Raw genomic sequence first — 22,454 nt, 5'->3', positions numbered from 1 at the left:
GTCATTTGGTCAGCTCGATGCCGAGCTGCGCTTCGATCTTCTGCACGATCTCTTCCGCGATCCCGATCGAGGCGCCGTGATCGGCGTGCGCGACCTGCACCTCGCCGAAGTTGTCCAGATTCCCCCGGCACGCGACGAGCGGCCCGGCCTCGGGGAACCGCACGCTGAGCGAGTGCACCGCTTCGCCGTAACCGTCCACCCAGGACAGATCGGGCACCTCGGCCGGAATCGATGTTTCCTCGGCGGCGCCGAACCAGCGGACCGTGGCGTACTTGTCGAACTCGACCGTGCCGACGTCGACCGGCTCGTCGAGGTAGATCCGCACCAGCAGTTCGAACAGGTCGCCGCCGCCCGCCAGGCAGAACAGGTTGGGCAGGCAGGACCCCATGATCCGCGGGTTCAGCTCGATGAGCCGCGGACCGTCCGCGGTCAGCATCACCTCCACGTGGAAGATGCCCATCCGCAGGTCGACGGCCTTGATCACCCGCTCGGCGAAGTCCATCACGATCTCGTAGTGCTCGGCGTCGATGGCCGCCGGGATCGTGGTCCCGACTTCCAGTGCCTCGTGCCGGTCCCACGTCTCGCGTTCGCTCACCGCGAGCCGCACGGTCTCGCCGCGCGCGAGTCCGATCTCGGCGGAGACGAACCGGCCCGACAGGTACTCCTCGACCAGCAGGCCCGCCTGGTACAGCTCAGCGTCGAGCACCTCGCTGAAGAAGGCAGCCAAAGCGTCCGCGTCGGCCAGGACATGGGCGCCCTGGCTGCCGGACCCGCTGGCGGGCTTCACCACGACCGGGTAACCGGTGGTGGCGGCGAACGCGAGCGCCTGGCCGAGGTCGCGGACGATCTCGTGTCGGGTGCCGTCGATACCCGCCGCCGCAAGCGTTTCCCGGCACCGGTTCTTCGCCTTCGCCGTCTCGGCGCCGTGGCTCGAGGTGAACGGGATGCCCAGCTCGTCGGCGATCCGGGCGACCGGGACGACCAGGGCGTCGACCGTCGCGAGGAAACCGTCGATCGGCCTGCGCGCGTGGATCTCGGTGACACAGGCCCGAAGCGCGTCGAGCTCGGTCGCGTCGTCGAGGGTGTGCACGGTGTCCACGAACCGGCCGAACGGCGTGGTGTCGAAATCGACGTGTTGCATCCGCTCCATGGCCCGTGACCGGATGAGCGTGACCTCGTGGCCCAGCCGTTTCGCCGCCTCAAAAGCGGGCGCGTTTCCGGTCTTCCAGGTCACGAACACGACGTGCTTGTTCATCCGACCCTCCTGGCGACACGCTGGCCCAGTCGGACGAACTTCGGCCGCGCCGGGTCCGTCGACCAGATGAAGGAGATCGAACCGGCGAGGACGTTCTTCTCCGACATGGAGGTGAACCCGCCGGTCCCGGAGGCGACGAGGTCGCCTTCGTCGAGCCGCGTCCAGTCCTCTTGGGACTCGCGCTGGAAGAACACGTAGCGCAGCCGGTCCGGGCCGCGGGTCACCTCCAGCCGGTAGCCGTCGGAGGCGTACTCGCCGACGCAGACGTCGATGTCGACCTCGCCGCCGCGTCCGGGGCGGATCAGCCCCTCGCCCGTCACCGACTTGACCAGGTCCTCGTACAGCCCGAACGTGGGGTAGGCGTTGGCCAGCATGACCAGCACCGTGCGCGTCTCGGCGAAGACCTGGACGAAGTTGTGGTGCCCGCTGCCGTTGGAGTTGAAGCCGAAGACGTTCTCGTCGAAGTGCAGCCAGCCCAGCCCCCACGAGTGCATGAAGTGGTGGCCCGGGATGTCGATCTGCGGTGTCCGCATCTGCCTGGCCAGCTCAGCCGACAGCAGCCGCTTCCCGTCGCGGGTGACACCGTCGTCGAGCGCGAACAGCGCCAGGGTCGCGACTTCCTCGGTGGTGAAGCAGACCGAGAACGAGTCCGCCGCGTCGTTGGCCATCGTCTGCGGCCCCGGGACGAACGGCGCGTAGGCGTTCTCCGGCTCGTTCCACAGGTATCCGGTGGCGACCGAACTGCCGTAGTGGTCTCCCGCCGCGAGGCTCTCGGCGATGGTCTCGATTCCCAGCGGTTGCAGCAGCATGGTGTTCACCGCCCGCCGCCACGACATGCCCAGCACCCGCTCGATCGCCAGCGCGGCGATCGAGGTGCCACACGCCGAGTAGGCGAAGATCTCGCCCGGATCGGCCACCTGCGGGTAGTGCTGGAAGGACGCCACATAGCTCGCGAGATCCGGGAAGTCGGTGGTGTTCCAGACCTCATAGGAGTCATCGATGCCGCTGGTGTGCGACAGGAGCTGGCGCAGGGTGAAGTCGACCGGCCCGCCCCGCCTGCGCGCCGCCTCGGGGACGAGATCGCCCAGCGGGTCGTCGAGGGTCAGTCGACCCTGGTCCACCAGCATCAGCGCGACATAGGCGACGAGCACCTTGGTCACGCAGGTGACGCGCTGGCGTGAGGTCTCGTCGCGCGCGGTCCCGGCCGCGAGGTCGTCGAGGCCGTAGTAGGTGGCGTGCGACCGGCCGTCGATGACCACCACCGACGCGGCGCCGGGCACGCCGTGGCTCTTGGCGGATTCGCGCAGGGTCCGGTCCGCCAGTGCGAGGCGACCGTCGACGTCGTCGTCGGCGAGGGTTTCGGGCGCCGCGGCGCGCTTGTCCCGCACCATGTCGGCCTGCGCCGCGACCGTGCGGAACTCGTAGATCTCCGACACGCGGACCCCGACCGCGCAGCGTTCGCTGAGCCGCGCGGCGAGCAGGTTGGCCAGCAGCGAGTGCCCGCCGATGGAGAAGAAGTCGAGATCGGCCGGGATTCCGTCGAGCCCGAGCACTTCCGACCAGACCGCGGCGATCTCGCTCTGCGCGGCGTTCAGTGTGGACTCACCGAGGTGCGCCGTCCCCCAGTCGACGGTCCGGGCGGCGAGCGCTTTGCGGTCGACCTTGCCGTTGGGCAGCAGTGGGAGCTCCGGCTCGATGACGATCTTGGCGGGCTGCATGTAGTGCGGCAGCCTGCCGCGCAGGTGCTCACCGATCGCGGCCTCGGCCAGCCCGGTGCCGACGTAGCAGACCAGCCGGGTGTCCGTGCCGGTCCGCACCGCGAGCGCGGCCACGTCGCGCACACCCTCGACTTCGCGCAGGACCGACTCGATCTCGCCCAGCTCGATCCGATAGCCGCGGATCTTGACCTGGTTGTCCTTGCGCCCCATGAAGAACAGCTCGCCGTTCTCGGTCCACCGGGCCAGGTCGCCGGTGCGGTACAGGGTGCGGCGGCCGATCACGGCCGGGGCGTCGACGAACACGGCGGCCGTGCGCTCGGCGTCGTTGATGTAGCCGGAGGACAGCCCGTCGCCACCAAGGTGCAGTTCACCCACGACGCCGTGCGGGACGAGCGCGCCGCGCGCGTCGAGCAGGTACGCCTTGGTGTTGTGGATCGGGACGCCGATGGTGGGCACGTCCGCGGTCGGATCGGTGAAGCACTTGTACGTCGAGTACGTCGTGTCCTCCGACGGCCCGTAGAGGTTGTAGACCCGCTGGACCGGCGAGGAGTCGAACACGGAGTTGACGAGTTCGCGGGGGAGGGGCTCGCCCGCGACGTTCATGACCGTGGTCGACGCCGGGACCGCGTCACGCTGCACCAGCACGGTGAGCGCGCTGGGCACGGTGTTGACCAGGGAGGGGTTCAGGTCTCCCGGTTCGGTCAGGGCCAGGACGTTGTCGACGACGACCACGCAGCCGCCCATGGTGAGCGGGCACCACAGCTCGAACACCGACAGGTCGAAGTTCAGCGACGTGCTGAACAGCACCCGGGCCACGTCGTCACAGGTGTAGGTCTCCCAGGCCCAGGCGAGCAGCGCGGCGACGTTGCGGTGGTGGATGACCACGCCCTTGGGCAGGCCGGTCGAGCCGGAGGTGTAGATCAGGTGCGACGCGGCGGCGGCATCCACCACGAGGTCGACGTTCGTGACCTCCTGCTCGGCCGCCCGCGTCCACAGCGCGGTCTCGTCGATCGCGGTGACGTCGAGGTCCGCGAGCCAGCTCGGAGCGCTGTCCACCACCACGGCCGACATGGCGGCGGTGTCGGCGATCGCCTTGAGCCGGTCACCCGGGTACGCCGGGTCGAGCGGAACGTACGCGCAGCCCGCCTTGTGGACTGCCAGCAGCAGGCACACCAGCCGCGCCGAGCGCGGCAGCGAGACGCCGATCCGGTCGCCGGGGTTGACGCCCGCCGCGAGCAGGGCGCGGGCCAGCGCGTTGGCGCGCTCGTTGAGCTCGCGGTAGGTCGTGGTCTGGCCGAGGTGCTCCAGCGCGGGCGCATCCGGGGTCTGGGTGGCCTGGAACTCGACCATCGCGTGGACCGGGGTGTCGCGCAGGTAGGACCAGTCCGTGGCGTTGACGGTCTCGAGCAGGTAGCGCTGCTCCTCGTCTGCCAGCAGCCGCAGGCCATGCACCGGCTCGCCGGGTCGGTCGACGGCGTCGGCCACCAGCGTCTGGTAGTTCGCGGCGAGCCGGGCGATGAACTCGGGGGCGAACAGGGCGCCGTCGTAGCGCAGGGCGAAGTCGGCCTTGTCACCCTCGATTCGGACTTCGAGGACAAGTTCGACACCGTCAGGCGAGCCGAACCCGGCTCCGGCGAAAGCGACCTGAATCGAGTCCTGAATCGACACCGCCTGCGCCGATTCGAGTTGACCGACCAACTCGGCGAACGAGGTGTCGGCACTGATCCGGGACTGGACCCCGGTCAGTCCTGCCCCCTTTTCGGTCCGGCCGACGACAATGTCGTCCTGACCGGTGTAGCGGTGGACGAGAGCGACAAAAGCGGCATTCAGCACTTCGTCGACGGAATGGATTTCGGCCAGTTTTCCGAGCCGGGCGACATCGGCCCGCCAACAAAGATCACCCGGCGTCGAAGCGTTCCCGCTCGCCGCTGATCGGGTATAGCTGGTCGGAAACTGCAGCGCCGTTGCTGCCATCAATTCCCCCACTGTGGTGGTATTCCCCGTTTGTTTACCCGTGGTACATTTCCGCTTTTCACACGAGAACAGGAGCGGTTTCCGGTCGGCGGGTGCGCGCCCACGCCACGACCGGCGGCATGGCGAGTCCGACGGCGCCGAACACGCCCGCCATGACCAGCCATCCGGCGACGCCGTGCTCGAGCGCCAGCCACACCAGCACGACCGGAGCGAGCATCCGGCCGAGGTCGATGCCCATCGAGTACGCGCCCTGGTACTGCCCCTGCGCGTGGTCGGGCGCCAGGCCGAACGAGATCCCCCAGCTGCCCGCCGCCTGCCGCACCTCCCCGAGCACGTGCACGAGGGCGCCGAGCCCGAGCAGCGCGCACGCCGCCAGGGCCGAGACCTTCCCGGTCATCGAGAACACGACGCAGGCGATCGCGACGCACACCCCGCCCCACCGCGCCGCGCGCGCCGCCCCGCGCAGGTCGTCGGTGCCGCGGGTGGCCCGCACCTGCAGAAGCACGACGAGGACGGTGTTGGCCAGCAGCAGCGCCGCCACCATCCACTTGGGCGCCTCCGTGTGCCGCACGATCCACAGCGGCAGCACGACGTCGAGCAGCAGGTAGTGCATGGACAACAGGCCGTCCAGCAGCACAAACACCAAGAACGGCCGGTCGCGCAGGGCTACCAGCCGAGGTCCGCGCCGCGCGGGCTGCGGCGCCACCGTGGGCAGCCGGGCGGTCAGCAGACCGGCCAGCGCGTAGGTGACGGCGTTGCCCACGATGGCCCAGCGGAACGCCGCCGGCGTGCCGATCACCAGCAGCAGGCCCGCGAGCCCCGCACCCACCGAGATGCTGACGTTCGTCGCCGCGCGCAGGTAGCCGCGGATACGGACCCGGTCGTCCGCCGGGACCACGCCCGCCACCATCGCCATCTGCGCGGCCCGGTTGGTGCCGTAGGCGATGGCGTGCGCCGAGACGACCACGACGTACTGGGCGAAGCCGTGGACGACGGTCAGCAGCAGGGTCAGCGGGACCAGCGCGGCGAACGACCAGACCTGCACGACGCGCGGCCCGCACCGGTCCGCGAGGTGGCCGGTGGGTGCGCTGAGGACCAGCCGCAGCCCGGACGCGACGCCGAGGCCGATGCCGAGCTCGCCAGGAGTGAGGCCGATGACGGTGATCGCGTAAATGACATTGAGCGCCATCCACAGACCGATCCCGGCCGTATTCACCACGGTCACCACAGTGAGCGTCCGCGATGGACCGGGAGGGGGGAGCAGACGGCTGAGCACGCGCGAACGATAGACAGCGCCGAGCCCGCTCAGCAAACAGAACATCGACATTTTTAATAGCAACGAATAGGTGACCGCACTGCGTCGGGCGCGATTCAGCCCAACAACATGGACTGTACGCGCCGGTAACGTTGACCGTTCGGGTGCTACTGGCGATCCTACCCGCTGGTTTTGCGGAGATTTGTGACGCTTGGCACTACTTTTTCCGCCTGTTCGGTAGCCGAACGGCAGAAAATCCGGCTTCGATTCAGTGGCGGGCGTCACACGTCGCTCTGCTCGGGAAAAACTTGCCCGAACCGGGTCGGCGTGCATACTCGAAAGCGTCAACTCGGGGGAATGCCGTCAGTGCAAAAATGGCCTTCGCCCTATTTTCCAATGGAAAGAGGTCGCGCTCGTAATGGTGCAGACAAAAGAGGCCACGGCAACGGAGATCACCGTCCGCCGGGTGGCCGGGCGCATCGGCGCGGACGTGAGCGGGATCGATCTCTCCGCCGAACTCGACGACGCCACCGTGTCCGCGATCCGCCGGGAGCTGCTCGTCCACCGCGTGCTTTTCTTCCGCGACCAGGACATCGACCACGCGCAGCACATCGCGTTCGGCCGCCACTTCGGCGACCTGACCCGGCGTCCCGGCAAGCAGCACGGCATCGCGCCGGAAGGGTTCCCGGAGGTCCTCTCCGTCGACCGCAACGCCGAGCACGAGCGCTACGGCAAGGACTACGAGGAGCGGTTCCGCCGCAAGTGGGTCTCGGCGCTCGCGGGGTGGCACAGCGACCTGACCCCCGCGGTCAACCCGCCGTCGATGTCGATCCTGCGCGCGGAGAAGACGCCGCCCTACGGCGGCGACACCCAGTGGACGAACATGGTCGCCGCGTACGAGGGCCTGTCCAAGCCACTGCGCGACTTCGTCGACACCCTGCGCGCCGAGCACGCGTTCTTCACCGCGGTCAACCTGCTGCACACGGACCCGGAAGACCGCGAGATCCTGAAGATGTACTGCGACCTGCCGCAGGTCGCGATCCACCCGGTGGTGCGGGTGCACCCCGAGACCGGTGAGCGCGCGCTGTTCGTCAGCCCCGGGTCGACCACCCGGATCATGGGCCTGAGCCAGGTCGAGAGCCGCCGCGTGCTCGACCTGCTCTTCGAGCACCTCACCAGCGCCGAGTACACCGTGCGGTTCCGCTGGGAGCCGGGCAGCATCGCCTTCTGGGACAACAGGTCCACGTGCCACTTCGCGCCGACCGACTTCGCCCACTACGACAACGAGCGTGTCATGCACCGGGTGACCATCCTCGGTGACGTGCCGGTCGGCGTCGACGGCTCGGTCTCCGAACTCGTCAGCGGGGAGCCGATGGCCGCCTGGTGAAGCGTCGCCCGCTCGGTCCACGGCAGTCCACAGTGGACCGGGCGGGCACCTCATCGCGGCCCCGGCCCGGATCAGGTCGCGGCAGGCAGCGGTGTGTCGGGGTCCTCACGGTATGAGCGGGCCTGCAGGTCGTACAGCTCGGCGTAGCGGCCGCCCGCGGCGTGCAGCTGGTGGTGGGTGCCGGTCTCGATGACGCGCCCGTGGTGGAGCACGACGATGAGGTCGGCGTGGCGGACCGAGGCGAGCCGGTGGGTGATCAGCACGACGGTGCGCCCTGCCTGCAGGGTGCGCAGCGACTCGTAGACGGCGGCCTCGGCGCGGGCGTCGAGCGCGGCGGTCGGTTCGTCGCAGATGAGCACGGCGGCGTCGCGGTAGAGGGCGCGGGCGACCGCCAGTCGCTGCCACTGCCCGCCGGACAGGTCGTTGCCGTCGCGGAAACGGGTGGTGAGCAGCGCGTCCCACCCATGGGCGAGGTCGGCGACGACGGTGTCGGCGCCGGAGTCGGCGGCGACCTTGTGCAGGATCTCCTCGTCGGGGTCGGCGCGGTCCGGGCGGCCGAGGGTGACGGCATCCCGTGCGGTCAGCGGCCACCGGGTGGGTTCCTGCATCACCACAGCGATCGGCAGGGTCGTGGGGTCCAGGCCGGTCAGGTCGTGGCCGTCCCAGAGGATGGCGCCTTGGCCGGGCAGGTACAGCCCGGCGAGCAGCTTGGCCAGGGTGGACTTGCCGGAACCGTTCTCGCCGACCAGGGCGATCACCTGGCCGCGCCGGATCGTCAGGTCCACATCGGACAACGCGGGGGCGTCCTTGCCGGGGTAGGTGAACCCGAGACCGCGGAGCTCGATCGTCGCGGGGTCGGTGGGCGCGGGCAGCTCGGCTGGCCGGGCGTTCGCGCCGACCGCGGCCAGGAACGTGCGCAAGTCGTTGACGTACAACGACTTCTCGAACAGCCGGTTGGTCGCGACCACGGCCTGGGTGAGCGAGGACCGCACGGTCCGGATGGCCAGCACGGCCGCGCCCGCCACCGCCAGCGGCATCGCGGCGGTGTAGAGCAGCCACCCAAGCATCGCGTAGGCCGCCGCGATGCCGACACCGGTCAGCGACCGCCCGGTCAACCCGACGCGGGTCTGCCGGTCGCCGAGCCGCACATGCCCGTCCATCATCGCCGTGGCCGCGCGGTCGTGCTCACCGAGCAGCCGCGGTTGCGCGGCGAAGGCCCGCAGCTCGGCGGCGGAGTGCTTGTGCACCAACAGGTCCAGGTACACCGCCATCCGGCGTCTGGTCTCGATCCACTGCGCCAGGAACTGGTACTCCAGCCGGGCGTTCTGTAGCGTCGACCACGCCTCGGGCAGCACCGACAACACCAGCACCGGCAGGAGCAGCGGGTGCAGCAGCGCCACGGTGGTGGCGGTGGCGGCCAGTGAGATCAGCGAGCCGAGCAGCACACTGCCCTGGTTGATCGAGGTGTCCACCGCGTCCATCCCGGCATAGCGGGCCCGGTCCAGGTCGTCGTGGAAGGTGGGCTGCTCGAAGGCGATCAACTCCACGCGCGAGATCGCGGCCGCGAGGTCGTTCTCCACCTGGCGGCGCACCCGCGGCCGCAACCGCGCCGTGGCACCGGACACCACGGTGTCGGCGAACCCGCGCAGCGCGTAGGCCCCGGCGAGCGCGAGCAGCGACGGCACTGCCGCCACCACCCGCTGCGGTGTCGGCCCCGCCGTGAGCAGGGTGGTCAGCACCCCGGTGATCGCGAACAGCCCGAACCCGGTCACCACCCCGGAGACGACGTGGGCGACCCCGCCCGCCACCACGGCGCCCCGGTGCGCGGTCCACGCCGTGGTGGCCACCAGCCGCAGCGTCGCGGGCAGCGCCCGGGTCATGCGCCACAGGCTGATCCTGGTCAGGTCCCCGGACAGGCTGTGCCAGGCCGCCGTGGACAGCTGCGGCAGCGCCGCCGCGGGTTCACCGCGCCGGGTACGGCGCTGCCCGGTCGCGGCTTCCTTATCGGGGTCGCGGGTGGTGGTCGCGGTCATCGGCATCCTCTCAAGGTGCTCTCGCACGACGGGTCGGCGCGTCGGTCGGTCACGAGAATGTCGTGTGGGTACGACACATCCGCTTGGCGCGAGGGCGCTGGGTGAGCCCGATCAGGTGAACTCGCACCCTTCCGCCGCCGATGCTCCGCGCTACCCTCGTGTGGTCTTGTGTACGCATTCCGTGACCCTGGGGGTGGTCATGCGCCAAGCAGGCGGGGGCCCGCACCGCTCCCACGAGGTACCGACCCGGTGAACAACGACATCAACAACACAGTCACGGGCGGGGTCTTCCTCAGCACGGTCATCCAGGGGCGCGATATCACCGTGGTGCTGCCGCCACAGATCTTCCCCGCGATGACCGGCCTGCCGCCGACGACTCCGACCTTCACGGGTCGTGACTCGGACCTGGCCGCCCTGCTGGACACGCTCGCCCCGGTCGAGAACCGGGTTCCGGCGACGGTTCGCACGGCGGCCGTCGGCGGCATGGGTGGGGTCGGCAAGACGGAGCTGGCGCTGCAGGCGGCCCGCATCGCCCTGGCCCGCGGCTGGTTCCCCGGCGGCATCTTGTTCACCGACATGCGCGGTTACGACTCGGACGACGCTGTTCGCCGGGAACCCGGCCAGGCGCTTGAGGGTCTGCTGCGCGCGGTCGGTGTGCCCGGCGAGCACATCCCCGCGGACGTGCAGGACCGGTCCCGGCTGCTGCGGTCGGTGCTGGCCACCTACGCGGCCCAGGGCCGACGGGTGCTGGTGGTGGTCGACAACGTCGCCGCGGGCGCGCAGGCCTTGCCGCTGCTGCCCTCCGACGGGGCCTGCGCGGCGATCGTCACCTCGCGCCATGTGCTGGCGGACCTCGACGCCCGGCTGCTCAACCTCGACACCCTGCCCGCCGCCCCGGCCACCGACCTGCTCGACAAGGCGTTGCGGCTGCGCGACCCCGCCGACTCCCGCGTCGGCGACCAGCCCGGTGCGGCCGAGCGCCTAGCCGACCTGTGCGCGGGGCTGCCGCTGGCGTTGCAGATCGTCGCCGCGCAGCTTGCCGCCAACCCGGCCAAGCCACTGGCCGCGATGACGGCCGCCCTCGATGACGCCGCGTCGCGGCTGGAGGGCATGACGTTCGCCGACCGGGCCGTGCGGGCCGTCTTCGACTCCTCATACCACCAGCTCGGCGACGCCGAGGCGCGGCTGTTCCGCTTGCTGTCGCTCAATCCCGGCCCCGACATCTCCACGGCCGCCGCGGCATCCCTCACCGGCCTGGCCGAGGGCGACGCGGGTCGTGGCCTGGAGGCACTGGCCCAGGCTCATCTGATCGAACCCGGTGTCACCTACGGCAGGTGGCGGGTGCACGACCTGCTGCGCCTGCACTCCGCCCGCCATGGCGACGCCCAAGCCGAACCGGACCGGCGCGGTCAGGCGCTCTCCCGGCTGCTGGAGTACTACCTCACCACCACCGCGGCCGCCAACGCCCACATCGACCCGCGGGTCACGGACCCGGCGCGGCTCGGATTCCCCGACCAGGCGCGGGCGATGGACTGGCTGGACACCGAGTACCCGAATCTGACCGCGGCCACCGTTGCCGCCGCGGCCGCCGACCATCCGGCCATCGCCCGCGATCTGCCGCAGGCGATGTGGCATTTCCTCCGCAGGCGCAGGCATCTCAACGACTGGGTGGCCCTGTCCGGCACCGCTGTCGCCGCGTCCCGCACCCTTGCCGACCGCGACGCCGAGGCCACCGCGCTCAACGGTCTCGGCAGTGCCCTGCAGACCATGCGGCGGTATGAGGAGGCCATCACCGCCCACACCGACGCCGTCGAGCTCTACCGGGAGGTCGGCAACCGCCACGGCGAAGGCAAGGCGCTGATCAACCTCGGAGCCGCGCTGGAGCAGAACCGGCTGTCCGATCGGGCGGCGACCGTGCTCGCCGGCGCCGTGGAGACGTTCCAGCGCGCCGGGGATCTCCTGCACCAGGCCATGGCGCTGCAGAACCTCGGCATCGTCCAGCGCACGATTCGACGGTTCGTGGAGGCCGCCGCCAACCACACCGAGGCCGTGCGGATCTATCGCGAACTAGGTGATCGCCACGGCGAAGCGATGGCACTCGACAGTCTCGGCAGCGACTTCCGCAGCCTGGACCGGCCCGACGAAGCCATCACCGCCCACCTGGAGGCCGCCCGCTTGTACCGCGAGGTCGGCGAGCCCCACGGCGAGGCGATAGCGCTGAACAACCTCGGCACCGCCCTCGCCGCCTGCCGCAAGGTCGACGAGGCCATCGCCGCCTACCAGGACGCGGCCCGGCTCCACCACGAGACTGACGACCACAACAGCGAGGCCATGACACTCGACAACCTGGGTGGGGCCCTTGGCAAGGCGCGGCGGTTCACCGAAGCGGTCGCCGCCCACGAGCGAGCTGTCCAGCTCTACCGGGAGACCGGCGACCGCCACGGTGAAAGCTCCGCTATGCACAACCTCGGCATCGCACTGCGTCAGGCAGGCAGGTTCGACCAAGCCATCGCCGTGCACCACGACACGATCCGGATCTGTCGCGAACTCGGCGATCGCTTCTACGAGGCCGCGGCGCTCCATGGCCTCGGCATGGCACTGCACGAGGTGCGCGGGTTCGACGAAGCCGCCGTCGCCTGCCAGGACGCGGCCCAGCTTTTCGGCGTGCTCGGCGACGACCACAACAAGACCCTCGCCCTCGGCGACCTTCGACGGGCACGGGAAGCCCAGGACACGGCCGCGACCCGTTGGTGGCGTCGTCGGCGTCCCGTGGATCGTGAAGAACCGTCTTGACCTCCACCTTGCTTGAGGTTGCAGGATCGTGGCATGGAGATCAACAAGCGAATCGCGGTGGTGGGCGTCGGCGCGATCGGTGCCGCGGTGGCGCGCGGGCTGCTGGCCGACGGACACGACGTCGTGGTGTGGAACCGGACCCCGGAGCGGGCGGCGGCCCTGGCCGAGGCGGGAGCGCGGGTGGCGGGCTCGCTGACCGACGCGGTACTGGCGGGGGAGTTGGTGCTGCTCACCCTCACCGACCATGACGCCGTGGGGCAGTGCCTGGACGCGATCGACGTGGACCTGTCCGGCCGCACGGTCGTCACGATGTGCACCGGGACCGCCGACGAGGCCGAGCGGACCGCGAAGCGGGTCACCGCCTTGGGCGCGGACTACCTCGACGCCGGAATCCAGGCGTCGCCGGACATGATCGGCACGGGGACGGCGACGATTCTCTACAGCGGTTCGCGGTCGGCGTTCGACCGGTACCGCGAGGTTCTCGGCTCGCTGAGCACGCCCCGGTTCGCGGGGGAGGAACCCGGTGCCGCCGCCGTGTGGGACCTCGCCCTGTTCGGCGTCTGGTACGACGCGCAGCTCGGCCTGCTGCGCGCGCTGGACGTGGTGCGGGCGGCCGGGGTCGACGTCGCCGAGTTCGCGGCCACCGCGGGCCCGCAAATCGGCCACGTCGTCGCAGGCGTCCCGGCCACCGTCGCGGAACTGCGAGACGGCGAGTACCCGGCGGGACCGGCGACGCTGACCGAGCACTTGACGCTCCTCCGCAAGCTCGGCGGCCAGCGGGCGGGTACCCGGCTCGGCGACGGCGGCCTCGCCGAAGTGGGCACGCGGATCTCGGCCCTCGTCGACGCCGGGCGCGGTGGTGAGGGGCTGACCGCGACGATCGGCTGAGATCGGGGCCCCTAGGGGGAAACCCGGACCCAGGGAGTGATCCGGCCCCCTACCTGAGGATGAGGCGCGATCAAAGGATCTTGAGGAGACTCGAGCTGTCAGTGACAGTTTCGGGAGGAAACACATGACGATCAGGGGAATGCGGTCCGCCGGGGTACTGGCGGCCGTCATGGCGCTCACCGTCACCGGCGCGGCGAGCGCGACCGCGCAGGTTTCGGGGATCGACCGGGGGGTGGTGCAGGCCGGGCTGGACAAGATCGCCGCTGACGGCGCCACGGGGGTGCAGGCCCGGGTCACCGGCCGCGGGGAGTCCTTCACCGCCCGGGGTGGGGTGGTCGAAGTCGGCGGGCACCGGCCGGTGCCGACCAACGGGCACTTCCGGATCGGCAGCATCACCAAGACCTTCGTCTCCACGGTGACCCTGCAACTGGTCGGTGAGGGCAAGGTCGGACTGGACACACCGGTGTCCACCTACCTGCCCGGCCTGCTGCCCGACGGCGACGCCATCACGGTGCGACACCTGCTGCAGCACACCAGCGGGCTCTACAACTACACGAACGCGATGCCACTGGATCCCGCCGGTTTCGAGACCATCCGGTTCAAGCACTACGAGCCGCGTGAACTGGTCGCGATGGCCACCTCACGCCCGCTGGACTTTCCGCCGGGCACCAAGTGGAACTACTCCAACACCAACTACATCGTGATCGGCCTGCTGATCGAGCAGGTCACGGGCGCGCCGTACGAGCAGGCGGTGCGGGATCGCATTCTGCGCCCGCTGCACCTCTCGCACACCAGCCTGCCCGGCGACCGGGTGACCGTGCCCCACCCGCACGCGCACGGTTACCTGCAGCCGACCAGCCCGCCGGTGGACGTCACGGCGCTCAACCCGTCCTGGGGCTGGGCCGCGGGCGAGATGATCTCCACCACGGCGGACCTGGACCGGTTCATGTCCGCTCTGCTGCAAGGGAAGCTGCTCGCACCCGCGCAGCTCGCCGAGCTGACCAAGAGCCTGCCGTTCACGCAGGGGTACGGCCTCGGTATCGCGGAGATCCCGCTGCCGTGCGGGGTGACGGTGTACGGCCATGACGGCGGCATCCCCGGCTACGCCAGCGTCGCGGTGAGCACCAAGGACACCAAGACCCGGCTGGAACTCTCGATCACCACCGGACCGGTCGCAGGCGAGTTCTCCGGTATCGGCGAGGTGATCGACGAGGTGTTCTGCCCGTAACCAGGGGGCCGGGGTCGGCGCACGGCGCCGACCCCGGTCTGGGGCTACGGCAGGTCGGTGTGGCCGTTGTCGCCGCGTGATCCAGGCGGTCGAAACGGCGCGGGTGGCGGATACTGGGAAGTCGGGCTGCAGGACGTCGGGCAGCCAGGTGGAGACGGGAACCATTCGCGGGGAGGTGCGCGATGACCGAGGTCAAGCTCTGGCACATCGAGGTCGTCATCGACGAGCACACCGAACGGACTCGGGCCAAGGCCAGGCTCACCACGCCCGAGACGACGCTGGTGGGGATCGGGCTCGCCCGGCTCAGTCCGGATGACACTAATGTCCCCGAGATCGGCGATGAACTCAGCGTCTCCCGGGCGTTGGCCGATCTGGCGCACCAGCTGTTGGAGAAGTCCGCCTCCGACATCGAGGGGATCACGCACCTCCCGGCCCAGCTCACTCGCTGACGCTCGGTTGCGCCTGCCCATCGCCATCATGCTCATGCGTCGCTGAATGACCCGCCCGCTCCGCGCGCGCACGCGACGCAGATCGGTGTGTGGTCGCGGATCGCGAGCAGGGTGGCTTCCCGGTCCGTGCCGCAGCCAGGGCAGGACAGGTCGACGGCGATGTCGAGGCTGAGGAGGACCAGGTCGGGGGACAGGGCGTAGGCGGTGAGGATGGTGGCGGGCCAACGTTCGGACACGATCACTTGCAGTTCGGCCAGGACTCGGCGTCGGGTGGGCGCCCGGGAGCGGCGGGGCCGTCGTCCGCAGACGATGAACCGGGCGCGCGCTTGCCGATGTGGTCCCACCCGACACCTCCGGAAATCCGGCAATACCCGGAAACGACGGGTTCACGCCCGCGTAAGCCGAACGTGTCCATTTCGGTTCGATAAAGTGGACCTTGACGTCGTTCGCGGCGCGCGAGCCTTGAGCCGATCCGACCTGGAGTCGACACGGTCGTGGGCGACGACGTGTGGTTCGGGAGCGGCCGACGGGACCTGGTGAGTCCCTACTTGGCCGGGCTCTTGGAACGCACGCGCAGGGCCCAGGCGATCAGCGGCAGCTGCGCGGGCAACCGCAGAACGGCGCCGACCCGCAGGTGGAGTGGCTTGCCTGACCGGTGGTAGTCGACAGCCATCTTGATGTTGCCGGGCAACACCGCGACGAACAGCAGCGCGGCGAGCAGGCCGCCGACCCTCCGCGTGCGTGGAATGGCGACGGCGGCCGCCACGCCCAGTTCGGCGGCGCCGGACCCGTAGGTCCACAGGCGCGGCTCGCCGGGCAGTTCGCGGGGGATCATGCTGTCGAAGAAGCGCGGCTGGAGGAAGTGCGCCATCCCGGCGACGCCCAGGAACAGCGCCAGAGCGGCGGCCGGGCGGGCGGACTCATCGTCGTGCATGGAGTCACTCCAGGATCGAGGGTCGCGTGTCGGCGGCATCATCATCTCCGACCCGCCGTTGGACCCGCCGGTCGCCTGGAGCTACGCCAAGGCAGTCAGGATGAAAGCGTCGACGGGGTCGGCCTTGCCTTTGACCGTCAGGTGGCCGAGCGGTCGCACGTGGCCGGTCGAGCCCAGGGCCCGGTGGGTTGTCGCACTGATGACGACTTCGCCGGGTGGGGCGGCGGTTTGCAGGCGCGCGGCCAGGTTTGTGGTGTCGCCGATGGCGGTGAAGTTGCGCATGTGCTCGCTGCCGATGTTGCCGACGAGGGCGGGGCCGGTGTTGACGCCGACGCGGAACGGGGGCCAGTCCGGCTGCGCTATCGCTTTCGTGGTGGCTTGGATGGCCAGGCCGGCGCGGCAGGCGCGCAGGGCGTGGTCGGGCTGCGGGACTGGGGCGTTGAACAGGGCCATGACGGCGTCGCCGACGAACTGGACGACGGTGCCGCCGCTGTCGAGGATTTGCGGGACGACCTGGCCGTAGTAGGCGTTGAGCATGGAGACCACGGCGGCCGGGTCGGTGCGTTCGGCGAACGGGGTGAAGCCCTGCAGGTCGGCCATCAGCACGGTGACCTCCGCGACGGCTCCGCCCAGGCGGGCCTGGGTGGGGTCGGCGAGCAGGGAGGTCGCGACGTCGGGGGACATGTAGGAGCGGAAGAGGCCGTCGAGTTGTTGGTAGAGACGGGCGTTCTCGATCGCGATCGACAGTTGGGCCGCCAACGACAGCAGAACCGAGCGGTCGCGTTCGGCGAAGCCGCCGGTGGGGGAGCGCACTTCCAGGAGGCCTGCCGGGTGGCCTTTCACGGCCAGGGGCAGCAGGAGGGTTCCGCCGGTTTCGACTGGCTCGCCCGGGTCGAGCGCCCGCTGGTGCGTCGAGTCCGTGTCGCCTTCGGGGAAGACGAGGGCGCCGGAGCGCACCACACCCAGGCGGATCGACTCGCGGCCGAAAGCCTGCCGGATGACGTGTGTCGCCTTGTCGAGAAGGTCGTCTTCGGCGCGGATGACGCTCGCCTCGCGGCCGATGGCGACCAGGGCGCCGAGCCTGCGGAGCTGTTCGCGTTCGTGGGCGAGCGCCTCGGCGCCGCGTTCGAGGACCTGGACCTGGCGTTCGGTGAGGTCGAACCGGTCGGCCAGCCGGGCGGTGACCGGCCCGGTCCGCTCGCCGTGTTCCATCGCGTCGACCAGCGCCTCCAGCGCCGCGGTGTGTTCCTGGCGGACCTCGGCCAGGGTCTGCTCCAGGGCGATGCTGGTGAACAGGCCGGAACGGGTGCCTTCCCTGCGGTACTGCTGGTGTGCGCTGTAGGCGACGAAACCGAAGGCCAGGACCATGAGCACGTGCCATTCCCACCACGACGTCTGCCAGTTGCGGGCGTAGGCGATGGCCACCATGGACTCGGCGAGCAGGACGAACGAGGTGATCACGCTCAGCAGCACGGCGGCGGGCCTGCGCCGGTGCAGCAGGTAGTAGCGAACCGCGGCCATGACATAGAGCAGCGAGCCCGCCGCGGCGGCCAGCAACAGCGGACCTTGCGCCTCGGTGGGCGGCAGGTCACGTCCCAGCAGCGATGCCCCGGACAGTGACACGGCCGCCCAGCCGCCCAGGATCGCCACCACCATGAGCCTGCCGAGGCGCTGGTGGGCGATCACCCAGCTCGCCGCGGCCGGTGAGTAGTCCAAAGAGGACAGCAAGGCCAGCGCGCCCGCGACGAACAGCCCCACCGGGGTGGCGATGACGAACCCGGTGTTCTTGCCCGCGAGCAACACCCCGGGCGTGGCGAGGGCGTGCAGCCCGAGAAACCCCGCGGCGGTCACGAACGCCAGTGAAACCAGGAAAAGCCGCGCGTCGGCCCGCCGCCGAGCATCCTCATTGACCCGCGCCGCAAGCCCGACGTTGATGGCCGCCGCGCCGACGACCAGCCAGAAGTGGGCTTGGTGGTTCTCCCACTTCACATCGATGGACGGCTTCGCGATGAGCAGCCAGAGGCCGAGCAAGGGGAGGGCCATGTGCAGCAGCCACACGGCGAACGGCAACAGCACGGGCCGGCGGAGCTGCTCGGCGCGGGCCATCAGCGGATCCGCCTGTTGATCGGCCCGGTGATCGACTCGGGGGAGTGCTGGGCCACCACCGGTTGGGGTGGAGTGGTTCGTGGGCCGCATTCGGCGGGTGGGTCCCAACGGTTGGTGGTGGTGGGTTGGGGCGGGCGGCTTGGGAGAGTGACCGTCTTCGGCTGGAAGGTGACGGGTGGGTCCCAACGGTTGGTGGTGGTGGGTTGGGGCGGTCGGCTTGGGAGAGTGACCGTCTTCGGCCGGAAGGTGACGGGCAGATCCCAACGGCCTGTTTGGGTGGTTCGCCTTGATTTGGGGGAAATGGGGCTAAACTTTCGGCGCGGGTGGGCTTCACCTCCCCACCCTCTTTGCCCGCGCAGCCCCATTTCGAGGGGCCCCAAATCAAGGCGAACCACCCAAACAGGCACCCACCCGCGGCCCGCCATCACGGCCCCATCCCAACGACCGACAGAGCCAACGGCGATCGCAGCACGGTGTAATGGTTACCCGGCACGACCCGCGTCTCCACAGCCGCCGTCGTCCAGCATCCCCAGTCCGTAGGAGGTTCGCCGTCGACAAGAGAGTCCTGAGCCCACAACACACTTAGCGGCACATCAACAACAGAAGGCTTGTGTGCCAACAACAACCGCGTATGGACTTCCCCCACCTCCCGGGCAACATCGAACGCCGACAACGTGCTGCCCTCCGGAACCAGCCCCCGCTCCACCGCCATCCGCAACGCCGCCCCGGGGCGTTCCTCCGCCGGAAGGGACAGCACCTCCTCGACAGCCGCCTCCCACGAGCCGGTCTCCGCGAACACCGGTGCGAGCGGCCCGAAGGCGGTGGACAACAGCCACATCGGATGCCGCTTGAGTTCCGGGTGACTGCCGGGCAGGGTGGCGTCGATCAGGGCGACGAACGCGACGTCACGTTCCGTCGCGCGGAGGCGGGCGGCGACGGCGTGCGCGATGACTCCGCCCATCGACCAGCCCGCGAGCACGAATGCCCCGCTGGGCTGAGCCGCCACCAGGACCTCCGCGTACGCATCGGCCATCGCGTCCAAGGTCGGGTGTTCCGGGATTCCGGTGAGCGCCTGAGACTGGATGCCGAGGACCGACCATTCGGCGGGCAGCTGGTCGACAGCCGCCCGGTACGGCAGCACCTCACCGCCTGCCGGGTGGAAGCAGAACAGGGTCTTCCCCGACCCCTCCCGCAGCGGCACCACCAGCGACGCCGTCCGCGGGCCCGCCAGTTGCGCGGCCAGTTCGGCGACTGTGGGCGCGGTCAACAGCACCGACAGCGGCAACCGCATCCCCAACGCCTCCTCCAACGCCCGCGCGATCTCGACCGCCTGCAGCGAGTGGCCGCCGAGTTCGAAGAAGTTGTCCGAAGCGCCGATGCGGTCGAGGCCGAGCACCGCGGCCCAGGTTCGGGCGATCAGCCGCTCGGCCTCGTCGCGGGGTTCGACGAACGCCGCGGACGCCTCGCGTTTGCGGTCGGGTGGGGGTAGGGCTTTGCGGTCGATCTTGCCGTTGGCGGTCATCGGCATCGCGTCGAGGACCACGACGTGAGCGGGGACCATGTAACTCGGCAGTTTCTCGGCGACGAACGCGCGCACCTCGCTGGGGTTCAACGGCCCGGCGGCCACGGCGTAGGCGACGAGCACCCGCTCCGGTCCGGCGTCGTCGCGGGCGAGGACGAGACACTCGGCGATGCCGTCGTGTTGCAGCAGGACCGACTCGATCTCGCCGAGTTCGATCCGGTAGCCGCGGATCTTGACCTGGAAGTCCTTGCGCCCCAGGAACTCGATGTTGCTGTCGCTGTAGAACCGGGCCCGGTCTCCGGTGCGGTACATCCGCCCGCCCGGGCGGAAGGGGTCGGGCACGAATTTGCCCGCGGTCAGCACGGGATCGTTGACGTACCCCTTCGCCAAGACGTCGCCGCCGATGTACAGCTCACCCGGAATGCCTACCGGGCAAGGGATTCCCTGCGCGTCGAGGACGTAGTAGCGCGCGTTCTGAATGGGTCTGCCGTACGGAATGGACACCCAGCGCCGCTCGATCTCGCCGATGTCGTAGTAGTTCGACCACACCGTCGCCTCGGTCGCCCCGCCCAGGCTCACCACGTGCGCCCGCGGGAACACCGCGCGGATCCCGTCGGGCAGCGGCAGCGGAATCCAGTCGCCGGAGAGGAACACGAGTCGCAGCTTCGCCTCGGGCGCGCGGTCCGGCAGGAACGACACCAGTTGCTGCAACGCGGGCGGCGCGGAGTTCCAGAACGTCACCGGCTGCTCGGTGAGCAGCGCGAGGAGCCTGCGCGGGTCCCGCAGGTCGTCCGACGTCGCGATCAGCAGGGACGCGCCCGCCGCCAACCCGCCGAAGATGTCGTAGACCGACAAGTCGAAGCACAGCGAGGTCACCTGCAGGATCCGGTCGTCCCCGCCGACTTCGTAGGTGCGGTTGACCCAGTCGATCAGGTTCACCCCCGGCTGGTGCGCCACCTCCACGCCCTTCGGCGTCCCGGTCGAGCCGGAGGTGAAGATGATGTACGCCGTGTCCCCCGGCTCGGACACGTTCGCCAAAGCTCCAGGGTCCGACAAGGCCAGGTCGTCGGTCCCGGCGACCGTGCGCGGCCCGTCCGACGAGGGCGCCGGGGCGTCGACGCAGATGAGGTGTTTGAGCGCAGGGGCGGCGAGGTCCTGCAGTTTCGGCACCAGCCGGGCCTGGGTGAGGGTGCACGACACCGGCAACGAGGACAGGATGACGTCGGTGCGCGCCAACGGGTGCGAGGTCTCCAGCGGGATGTACCCCGCCCCCGCCTTGAGCACCCCGAGCAGTGCGGCCACCATCTCCAGTGACCGTTCCAAATAGACACCCACCAGACCGTGCCTGCCCACGCCCCGCGAACGCAGGTGGTGGGCGATCCGGTTCGCCTCGGCGTCCAGCTCGGCGTAGCTCAGCTGCCGGTCGCCGCACACCACGGCGGGAGCGTCCGGGGTCCGCACGACCTGCTCCTCGAAGAGCTGGTGCAGGCAGGCGTCGGTGCGGACCGGTCGGACGGTGTCATTCCAGCCCTCGACCAGCTGGTGCTGCTGCGCGGCGTCGAGCAGCGGGATCCGGTTCACCGGCCGGTCCGGGTCGGCGACGATCTGGCGCAGCATGCTGCCCAGCAGGAAGGCCATCCGCTCCCCGGTGCGCCGCTCGAACAGGTCGGAGCCGTACTTCAGCTCCCCGATCAGTTCCTCGCCGGAGCGGGCCATGACCAGGGAGATGTCGAACGCCCCCTGCTGCTGGCTCAGCCCGGTCGGCTCGAAGCGCGTGCCGTTGAGCTCGAACCCGGCCCGGCCGGGCGCGCGCAGCGCGAAGTGCGCCAGTTCCTCGATCGGCATCCGCTGGAAGACCAGGGCGACCTGGAACAGCGGCGACCGGCTGGCGTCGCGGGTCGGCTGCAGCCGCTCGACCAGGGCGGCGAACGGGTAGTCCTGGTTGGACATCGCCGCGCGCACCGCGGCGTCCACCCGGCGCAGCAGCTCACGGAAGGTGGGCTCGCCGGACAGGTCGCCGCGCACCACGATCATGTTGACGAAGTGCCCGATGACGTCGGCGAACTCGGGGCTGGTGCGGCCCGCGACCGGTGCGCCGATGAGGATGTCCTGCTGCTCGGTGGCCCGGAACAGCGCCAGGTGACAGGCCGCGAGGACCACCCGGAACATGCTGGAGCCCTCGGCCCGGGCCAGCGCGGACAGCGCCCGGGTGGTCTCGGCGTCGACGGTGAACGGCACCGAGTCGCCGCGCAGCGACTGCACCGGGGGCCGCTGCTTGTCCGGCGGCAGGTCCAGCACCGGCGGGGCGGCGCCGAGCGTCTCCTCCCAGAACGCCCGCTGCCGCTGTCCCTCCGCACTGTCCATCAGGTCGCGTTGCCAGCCGACGAAGTCGGTGTACTCCCCGGACGCGGGGGCGAGCGGCTGCCCGGCGTAGGCCCGGGTGAGCCGGTCGAGCAGCGGGTGCAGCGACCCGCCGTCCATGAACGCGTGGTGCCACGTCAGCAGCAGCGTGTTGTCACCAGGACCCCGCTCGTAGAGCGACGCGCGGAAGCCGGGGTGCGCGGCGAGGTCGAACGGGCGCTCGTAGTCGGCGTTGAGCCGCTCCCGCAGTTCCTCATCGGACAGTCCCGCCGTGTCGTGCCGTTCCAGGGTCACCGGCCAGTGTTCGTGGACGGTCTGCAGCGGCGTGCCCGATTCGGCGCTGATGGTCGTGCGCAGCATCGGTGAGTGCTCGACCAGTGTGTCCAGTGCGGCGGCCAGCCGGTCGACGTCGAGCGGCGAGGTGATGCGGGCGCAGAACTGGACGTGGTAGGCCGAGCTGTCGGGCGCGAAAGCGTGGAGATACCAGACCGACAGCTGGTTGTGCGAGAGCGGAAACGAGGCCATAGTGCGTCCCTTCCGGCACTATGAAG

The 22,454-nt window shown here is 70.1% G+C and carries 13 protein-coding genes; 5 read left to right on the top strand and 8 right to left on the bottom strand.

What is annotated here, in order from left to right; all coding sequences use genetic code 11:
• Position 1 precedes the first annotated feature (1 nt).
• The 3 genes from C8E96_RS29865 to C8E96_RS29855 all read right to left on the bottom strand — a co-directional run bounded on the left by C8E96_RS29865 (position 2) and on the right by C8E96_RS29855 (position 6,172).
• Complete coding sequence (locus tag C8E96_RS29865; RefSeq protein WP_091377443.1) at positions 2-1,255, bottom strand: ATP-grasp domain-containing protein; 1,254 nt, start codon at positions 1,253-1,255, stop codon at positions 2-4.
• Entirely contained in the window at positions 1,252-4,806 is a 3,555-nt protein-coding gene (locus C8E96_RS29860) for an amino acid adenylation domain-containing protein (RefSeq protein WP_228769998.1), read from the bottom strand. Before C8E96_RS29860 ends, C8E96_RS29865 begins: the two co-directional genes overlap by 4 nt.
• Positions 4,807-5,005: 199 nt before the next feature.
• Positions 5,006-6,172 (bottom strand): MFS transporter, encoded by a 1,167-nt coding sequence (locus C8E96_RS29855; RefSeq protein WP_228769999.1) that lies wholly within the window; start codon positions 6,170-6,172, stop codon positions 5,006-5,008.
• Between the two features lie 448 nt (positions 6,173-6,620).
• Here C8E96_RS29855 and C8E96_RS29850 point away from each other — a divergent pair, with 448 nt between their 5' ends.
• Positions 6,621-7,589 carry a TauD/TfdA dioxygenase family protein gene (locus tag C8E96_RS29850; protein ID WP_091377449.1) on the top strand — a complete coding sequence of 323 codons (969 nt, stop codon included), beginning with the start codon at positions 6,621-6,623 and terminating at the stop codon, positions 7,587-7,589.
• A gap of 71 nt (positions 7,590-7,660) precedes the next feature.
• On the opposite strand, the gene C8E96_RS29845 is transcribed toward C8E96_RS29850, so the two are convergent.
• Positions 7,661-9,622, bottom strand: a complete 1,962-nt coding sequence (locus tag C8E96_RS29845) for an ABC transporter ATP-binding protein (RefSeq protein ID WP_133794882.1) — start codon at positions 9,620-9,622, stop codon at positions 7,661-7,663.
• A gap of 249 nt (positions 9,623-9,871) precedes the next feature.
• Here C8E96_RS29845 and C8E96_RS29840 point away from each other — a divergent pair, with 249 nt between their 5' ends.
• From C8E96_RS29840 to C8E96_RS29825, 4 genes are all read left to right on the top strand, one after another.
• Entirely contained in the window at positions 9,872-12,415 is a 2,544-nt protein-coding gene (locus C8E96_RS29840; RefSeq protein ID WP_091377456.1) for a tetratricopeptide repeat protein, read from the top strand.
• A 33-nt stretch (positions 12,416-12,448) separates the two neighbouring features.
• The gene (locus C8E96_RS29835; RefSeq protein ID WP_091377459.1) at positions 12,449-13,303 is read left to right on the top strand and encodes an NAD(P)-binding domain-containing protein; all 855 of its coding nucleotides are present in this window, start codon (positions 12,449-12,451) and stop codon (positions 13,301-13,303) included.
• Between the two features lie 124 nt (positions 13,304-13,427).
• On the top strand, positions 13,428-14,531 hold the full coding sequence (locus tag C8E96_RS29830) for a serine hydrolase domain-containing protein (protein WP_091377462.1): 1,104 nt from the start codon (positions 13,428-13,430) through the stop codon (positions 14,529-14,531).
• Positions 14,532-14,713: 182 nt separating this feature from the next.
• Positions 14,714-14,980 carry a DUF1876 domain-containing protein gene (locus C8E96_RS29825; RefSeq protein ID WP_091377465.1) on the top strand — a complete coding sequence of 89 codons (267 nt, stop codon included), beginning with the start codon at positions 14,714-14,716 and terminating at the stop codon, positions 14,978-14,980.
• A 32-nt stretch (positions 14,981-15,012) separates the two neighbouring features.
• Here the strand turns inward: C8E96_RS29825 and C8E96_RS29820 are convergent, their stop codons facing one another.
• The 4 genes from C8E96_RS29820 to C8E96_RS29805 form a co-directional block, all read right to left on the bottom strand.
• Positions 15,013-15,324, bottom strand: a complete 312-nt coding sequence (locus C8E96_RS29820; RefSeq protein ID WP_133794880.1) for a hypothetical protein — start codon at positions 15,322-15,324, stop codon at positions 15,013-15,015.
• Positions 15,325-15,524: 200 nt separating this feature from the next.
• Entirely contained in the window at positions 15,525-15,914 is a 390-nt protein-coding gene (locus C8E96_RS29815) for a DoxX family protein (protein WP_091377472.1), read from the bottom strand.
• Between the two features lie 81 nt (positions 15,915-15,995).
• Positions 15,996-18,020, bottom strand: coding sequence for an adenylate/guanylate cyclase domain-containing protein (locus C8E96_RS29810; RefSeq protein WP_228770001.1), 2,025 nt, complete (start codon positions 18,018-18,020; stop codon positions 15,996-15,998).
• A 424-nt stretch (positions 18,021-18,444) separates the two neighbouring features.
• Positions 18,445-22,428, bottom strand: coding sequence for a non-ribosomal peptide synthetase (locus tag C8E96_RS29805; protein ID WP_091377476.1), 3,984 nt, complete (start codon positions 22,426-22,428; stop codon positions 18,445-18,447).
• Between the last annotated feature and the right edge of the window lie 26 nt (positions 22,429-22,454).

It is taken from the genome of Actinokineospora alba (genome assembly GCF_004362515.1).
Lineage (GTDB): Bacteria > Actinomycetota > Actinomycetes > Mycobacteriales > Pseudonocardiaceae > Actinokineospora > Actinokineospora alba.
Note: the sequence above shows the minus strand (reverse complement) of the source record. Positions and strands in the feature narration are given on the sequence as shown.

What these genes read in the sequence shown, in the direction of transcription:
- C8E96_RS29865 (WP_091377443.1), bottom strand. Translation starts at nt 1,255, where the DNA reads ATGAACAAGCACGTCGTGTTCGTGACCTGGAAGACCGGAAACGCGCCC.
- C8E96_RS29850 (WP_091377449.1), top strand. Translation starts at nt 6,621, where the DNA reads ATGGTGCAGACAAAAGAGGCCACGGCAACGGAGATCACCGTCCGCCGG.
- C8E96_RS29845 (WP_133794882.1), bottom strand. Translation starts at nt 9,622, where the DNA reads ATGACCGCGACCACCACCCGCGACCCCGATAAGGAAGCCGCGACCGGG.
- C8E96_RS29835 (WP_091377459.1), top strand. Translation starts at nt 12,449, where the DNA reads ATGGAGATCAACAAGCGAATCGCGGTGGTGGGCGTCGGCGCGATCGGT.
- C8E96_RS29830 (WP_091377462.1), top strand. Translation starts at nt 13,428, where the DNA reads ATGACGATCAGGGGAATGCGGTCCGCCGGGGTACTGGCGGCCGTCATG.
- C8E96_RS29825 (WP_091377465.1), top strand. Translation starts at nt 14,714, where the DNA reads ATGACCGAGGTCAAGCTCTGGCACATCGAGGTCGTCATCGACGAGCAC.
- C8E96_RS29815 (WP_091377472.1), bottom strand. Translation starts at nt 15,914, where the DNA reads ATGCACGACGATGAGTCCGCCCGCCCGGCCGCCGCTCTGGCGCTGTTC.
- C8E96_RS29810 (WP_228770001.1), bottom strand. Translation starts at nt 18,020, where the DNA reads ATGGCCCGCGCCGAGCAGCTCCGCCGGCCCGTGCTGTTGCCGTTCGCC.
- C8E96_RS29805 (WP_091377476.1), bottom strand. Translation starts at nt 22,428, where the DNA reads ATGGCCTCGTTTCCGCTCTCGCACAACCAGCTGTCGGTCTGGTATCTC.